This is a genomic window from Paenibacillus sp. HGF5 (genome assembly GCF_000204455.1).
Lineage (GTDB): Bacteria > Bacillota > Bacilli > Paenibacillales > Paenibacillaceae > Paenibacillus_AQ > Paenibacillus_AQ lautus_A.
The window spans coordinates 1-5462 of sequence record NZ_AEXS01000115.1 but is presented as its reverse complement, the minus strand read 5'-3'; the positions used below and the strand labels follow the sequence as shown (position 1 = coordinate 5462).

Genomic DNA, 5462 nt, shown 5'->3' with positions numbered 1-5462 from the left:
GTAATTTCCTCAATCGCTTTCTGATAGAAGGGAAAATCATGCCCTTTACATTCGATGAACAGAATTCGCCGCTCTGCGTTCAGGACAGGCTCCTGCAGCAGCGTATAGGCAAGGGATGCGGCAAAGAACTCGCTTGCCGGGATATGAAGGGAGCCTAGCTCCTCCGTTGTTCGCTCTGCGAGCTCATGCATCAGCTTTCTGCGATTTCGAAGCTCTTCTACCTGAGGGTTGTTCAGAACCTGCGTTCCTTTGCCTTTATGCATGGAGACGATCCCCTCGTCCTTCAGCTGATTGTACACCAGGTTTACGGTGTTGCGGTTCAGCCCGAGGTTGTCCGCGAGCGCGCCCGCCGGGGGCAGCATATCGAATGGTTCGATCTGTCCAATACCAATCAGCCACTTTAACTGTTCCTTGACTTGCGTGCTGACATTCATGGGAGCGTGCGGGTCGACTCGAAGCAGGAGCTTGTGCGTCATATCGAGACCTTCTTTCCTAGTCAACTAGTAATTTAACTTTACACAACAAACTGTAAATGTACAACAAAGGTATTGACATGTATAGTTTTAAATCGTTATTTTATATATAACTAAATAACTAGTTAATTATGAATATGGAGGATTTGTTATGAAGGATCAAGCTGATTCTTATTTGCAGAAAATGAAAGGGGGGGCTAGAAGTCCGTTGACCGTTCGTCCCATGAATCTCGCCGTTGGCTTTATCGGGGGTGCCGTTTCGATCGGCTTACTGGCCCTTCTCTCCGCGCTCGCAGGAAGTCCATGGATCATGGCGCCTTTTGGGGCGAGCTGCGTGCTGGCGTTTGCAGTCTGGGATGCGCCGTTATCACAACCAAGAAACCTGGTCGGAGGGCATCTTATTTCCACGCTTACGGGACTTGTAACGCTGGAGGTCCTGGGTGACGGAATATGGGCCATGGCGATCGGGGTGGGAGCCGCGATCAGCCTGATGGGAATGACCAAGACGACCCATCCTCCGGCCGGCGCAGACCCCTTGGTCGTTATTATGGCTGGCAGCGGCTGGTCATTCCTGTTCACGCCTGTGCTCGTCGGATCGGTCATGATCGTGGTGGTGGCTCTGCTTGTCAATAATGCGGTAAAGGAACGAAGATATCCGACTTTTTGGTGGTGAAGGAAGTTTTTTCTTTAATGAATAAACGGTAATCATGGCAAGTTCTTCAATCTCATATCGTCAACAACAGACCCGGACCGACAATGGACCGGGTCTGATTCATGTTGTCGCACCGCAGATTTGAACATTAGCCAAACTAATTTATATAACGCAATGAGGGGAAGCCCAAACCGAAATCCCGAAAAATAGGCGATACTTACCACTTGATCCTGGTTATCAAATCTATAGAATATTACACAATCCCGGTACAGGACTCTATTCTCATTTTGTAGAAAAGGTTAATATTGCCAAACCTTTACAGAATGCGGTTCTCAGCCGTTTTTTTATACGACTTTGGTATCAAATTTGTCATAACTATGGATAATGATGTAAAAATGACCGGAACTTTAGCAATTTTTTTGCGTTTAACATTACGATTCGCGAAAATTTTCTGAAAATATTCGTAAATCTCGCTGTATCTCACGGATGGGATGAAGTCGTTCGGTTCCAGCCTTGTTCAGGGCAAACGCACGTTGGTTTCACACAACTAGCATCAGGCTGTGAAGTTGTCAACGAACAGGCAGGAAGGAGCAGCGATTTGATTTATCGGGGGAAAATTATGGAAGAAGTTTGTTTTACTTCTTTTTGACTACTATCGAGATCGGAAAAGTTGGTAAAGAAGGAATATGGTATCGGGAGCGCATCGGCTATAGAATGACGAGTATGGCTCAGTCGTCATATGTCGGTGCAGCAACAAGCATGTCAAAGAAAGGGCAGGTGAGCAACGAAGACGATGAGCAGGCGAAAATGGTGGGTGGTCGCAGCATTTTGCACTATAGTGCTTCTCTGCGGTGCCGCTGTAATCTTAGGATATCTACGGCCGTCATTAAAAACGTATGCGGATGCGGACGGCGTGAAAATGAAATTCAAAACAGAGGGAACCTCCTTTCTGGTATATGAGGATGTAGAGGTTTGGAAAGAGGTTTTTGCCAAGGGCGTGAACCTGGGCGCAACCGTACCCGGGCATTTTCCCGGCGAGCTGCCGGCCTCCGAGGAAGATTATCTGCGCTGGTTCAAACAAATCGATGAAATGGGAGCAAACGTCATTAGGGTCTACACGGTGCATAATCCGGTCTTTTATTCCGCGCTGGTGAAATACAACCGGGATAAGGGCGATGATCCCCTGTACTTCATGCAGGGCATTTGGTCGCCGGAGGAGCAGCTAATCGAGCGTCGGGATGCGTATGACGAAGAAATCGTCCAAACGTTTAAAGCGGAGATCTCGAAGGCTGTCGCAGCAGTTTACGGGGATATCAACGTTGAGCCCAAACATGGGCAGTCGAGCGGCAAGTATAAGGTCAATGCGGGCAAGTACCTCATGGCCTGGCATGTGGGTACGGAATGGGACCCAGCCATGGTTGATAACACCAACAAGGTACATAAGGGTGTCCCTCAGTATAAGGGGTCCTATTTCTCGGGGACGGAGGACGCAAGTCCCTTCGAGAATTGGCTGGCATCTTTATTGGACTACACGGCTGCCGAAGAGCAGAAGTACGGGTGGCAGCATCCGATGACATTTACCAATTGGGTCACGACGGATGTGCTTGAGCATCCGGGGGAACCGCTGTTTGAAGAAGACCTGGTGTCCGTCGATGCAAGGCACGTCGAACCGGTGAACTGGGATGCGGGATATTTTGCGGCATACCACGTGTACCCGTACTATCCGGATTTTTTCCGGACGGACAAAACATTGCAGACCCTCCCCGACGGGGACGGGGGCTACAACACGTACAAAGCTTATTTGCGAAAATTGAAGGCAGAATTCGAGGATATGCCGATCATGGTTACCGAGTACGGCGTGCCCTCCTCCATCGGTATTTCCCACCACGGCCCTGGAGGAAAGGACCAAGGGGGACATGACGAAGCGGAGCAAGGCCAAGTGAATGTCTCGCTGACTCAGGATATTTACGACGAAGGCTATTCCGGAGCGATCTTGTTCATGTGGCAGGACGAATGGTTCAAGAAAACATGGAATACGATGCCTTTTGAAATACCGGCAGACCGCCGGGCATTCTGGTTGAATGTGCTGACCAACGAAAAGATGTTCGGCGTTCTGGCGATGCAGCCGGGTAAAGCGGAGCAAATTACGATCGACGGGGATTTGACCGACTGGGATAAGGTTCCTGAAGGGGAAGTCAAAACCTGGTCCGGTACGGCTCCGGGCGTAAAAAACATGAAATTGACGCATGACGAGGCTTATCTGTATATCGGCATGGAGCTGGACGAGGCATTCGATCCCGAACGTTCCAAACTCTTCATCGGAGCGGACACCATACCTGGCGGCGATATACCGAAGAAAGAGCTGGCGGGACGAACGCTCACCGGCGGGGCTTTGGAAACGTTGATTCAGGTAGGCCAAGAGGACGAATCCCAGGTAACCATAGCGCCATCTTACGATTTCCACAGCCGGCTGTACGGCAAGGAAGGCTATTGGATGCTGCCGGGAGAGGAAGCCAAGGGAACGAAGGACGATCCCGTCGTACCGGGCGGCTCGTTCCATTCCTGGAAGCTGGCCATCAGCCTGCTGATGAATCCGCCGGACACCCGATTCTCCCATCCGTTCGTGGATGAAACGGTGGGAACGCTGAAACGGGGAACCAGCGATCCGGAATCTCCGGATTTCAACTCTCTTACGGCATGGCAGTATCAAGACCGCTTCGTCGAGATGAGGATTCCGTGGATGCTGCTGGGATTCGGAGATCCGAGCTCGCTGCAGGTGCTGGACTACAGTCCGCTTCAAGACAAGCGCACGTTCAGCACGGCCACGGCGGACGGTATCCGGCTGGTTCCATGGATTACGGAAAGATCCGAGAACACCGGTAAACCAGCTTCAGGATCGGAGCAGTCCATTAATCTGTCGGACATCGAGCCTTATACATGGGAGCTGTGGGAAGCAACCCAATACAGCGAACGCTTGAAGCAAAGCTATTACGATATGCAGGAAATATTCACGCGTCTCCCTGAAACGGGGCGGCAGCCAGATGCTAAATAAAAGGAGGAGCCATCGGAGATGTTTTCAAATTTAGAAATGGCATACGTCTTTGTCTATGTATGCCTCGGCCTGATTGCAGCCGGCATTATCCTGTTGTTCCAAATGAAGATCAAGCATAATGCCATACAAAGAGAAACGGAACGATTTACGGAAAAACACCATGATTACTTTGTGTATGTGCAGAGTCATCTGCATGATGATACGACGCTGGAGCTGCCGCCAGGCAAATTGACGTCGGCCGAACGCCGGGTCATTCAAGCCAAGTTTATGGAGTGGATCGAGCAATTCAAAGGCGACGCCAGAGAGAAGCTCCTGCGTTTGTGCCGGGACGCCGGGTTTGTGGAACAGGAAATTCGGGCATTATCCAGCATGAGGAAAGACCGCCGTATTGAAGCGGTCTACCGCCTCGGCGGGATGCGGGCGGAAGAAGCCGTTCCGCAGCTCCAGCAGCTGATGAACCGGACGAAATACGGTCCGATGACCATCATCATTGCGCGGGCAATTGCCAAGAGCGCGGTTTCGTCCCAGCAGATTCGGGAAATGTTGTCCAAGCTGCTGTCTTACGATAAAGCCATTCACCATATGGCTGCCGATATTTTGCTGGAGACCCGGCTGGATTCGGCCAGCCTCATGCGCAAGCTACTGGACGATCCCGATCCCGGGCTAGTCAAGGTTTCGCTTGTTGCCATGTGGGGACAGGCCATTCCGGCAGTCGTGCCGGCACTCGACCGATTGGTCGGATCCGAGGAGAAGGACGTGCGTGCCGAGGCCGTCAAGCTGTATCTTGGCTCGAACCCGGCCCTGAAGGATGACACCATTGCGGCGCTCATGAATGATCATGAGTGGGAAGTGCGGGCGGCAGCGGCGAAAGCGCTCGGACGGCTTCATGCCGCAGGCAGCATTCCGCTCCTGGCTTCAGCCCTGAAGGACGAGAATTGGCATGTGCGGAACAACAGCGCGGAGAGTCTTGCCATGTTGGGAGAACAAGGCTTCGAGACCTTGTGCCAAGCCGCGCTCACAGGAGAAGGTCCAGCCAGGGAAACGGCCCTGTACCGGATCGAACGGATCATGTCCAACGAAGGCGAATACGAGCAGGTCGAGCAAATGGTGGCATTTAATAAAAGAAAACTGGTGTACGATCGTTATTTCGGCGTTCAAACGAACAAACGGATCGGCACGGTTGCAGGAGTAGGAGGAGATTACACTGCTTAGAGATATCCTGCTCACTTACGGGATGGTGGCGATTTATTACGTCATGATCGTTAGCGCGCTTTATTTTGTAATT

Annotated in this window: 4 protein-coding genes; 3 read left to right on the top strand and 1 reads right to left on the bottom strand. The window is 51.4% G+C overall.

The window, feature by feature from the left end; all coding sequences use genetic code 11:
* The coding region (locus HMPREF9412_RS17950) for a GntR family transcriptional regulator (RefSeq protein ID WP_009593078.1) at positions 1-476 on the bottom strand (476 nt) is incomplete at its 3' end.
* A gap of 148 nt (positions 477-624) precedes the next feature.
* Here HMPREF9412_RS17950 and HMPREF9412_RS17945 point away from each other — a divergent pair.
* The 3 genes from HMPREF9412_RS17945 to HMPREF9412_RS17935 all read left to right on the top strand — a co-directional run bounded on the left by HMPREF9412_RS17945 (position 625) and on the right by HMPREF9412_RS17935 (position 5389).
* Positions 625-1146: an HPP family protein gene (locus HMPREF9412_RS17945; protein ID WP_009593077.1), complete on the top strand. Its 522-nt coding sequence runs from the start codon at positions 625-627 to the stop codon at positions 1144-1146.
* 772 nt (positions 1147-1918) lie between these two features.
* Positions 1919-4177, top strand: a complete 2259-nt coding sequence (locus HMPREF9412_RS17940) for a hypothetical protein (RefSeq protein WP_036672652.1) — start codon at positions 1919-1921, stop codon at positions 4175-4177.
* 18 nt (positions 4178-4195) lie between these two features.
* Positions 4196-5389 carry a HEAT repeat domain-containing protein gene (locus tag HMPREF9412_RS17935; RefSeq protein WP_009593076.1) on the top strand — a complete coding sequence of 398 codons (1194 nt, stop codon included), beginning with the start codon at positions 4196-4198 and terminating at the stop codon, positions 5387-5389.
* The last annotated feature ends 73 nt before the right edge of the window (positions 5390-5462 follow it).

Bases quoted from the DNA above. Each gene is read 5' to 3' on its own strand.
- HMPREF9412_RS17945 (WP_009593077.1), top strand. From the start codon at position 625: ATGAAGGATCAAGCTGATTCTTATTTGCAGAAAATGAAAGGGGGGGCT.
- HMPREF9412_RS17940 (WP_036672652.1), top strand. From the start codon at position 1,919: ATGAGCAGGCGAAAATGGTGGGTGGTCGCAGCATTTTGCACTATAGTG.
- HMPREF9412_RS17935 (WP_009593076.1), top strand. From the start codon at position 4,196: ATGTTTTCAAATTTAGAAATGGCATACGTCTTTGTCTATGTATGCCTC.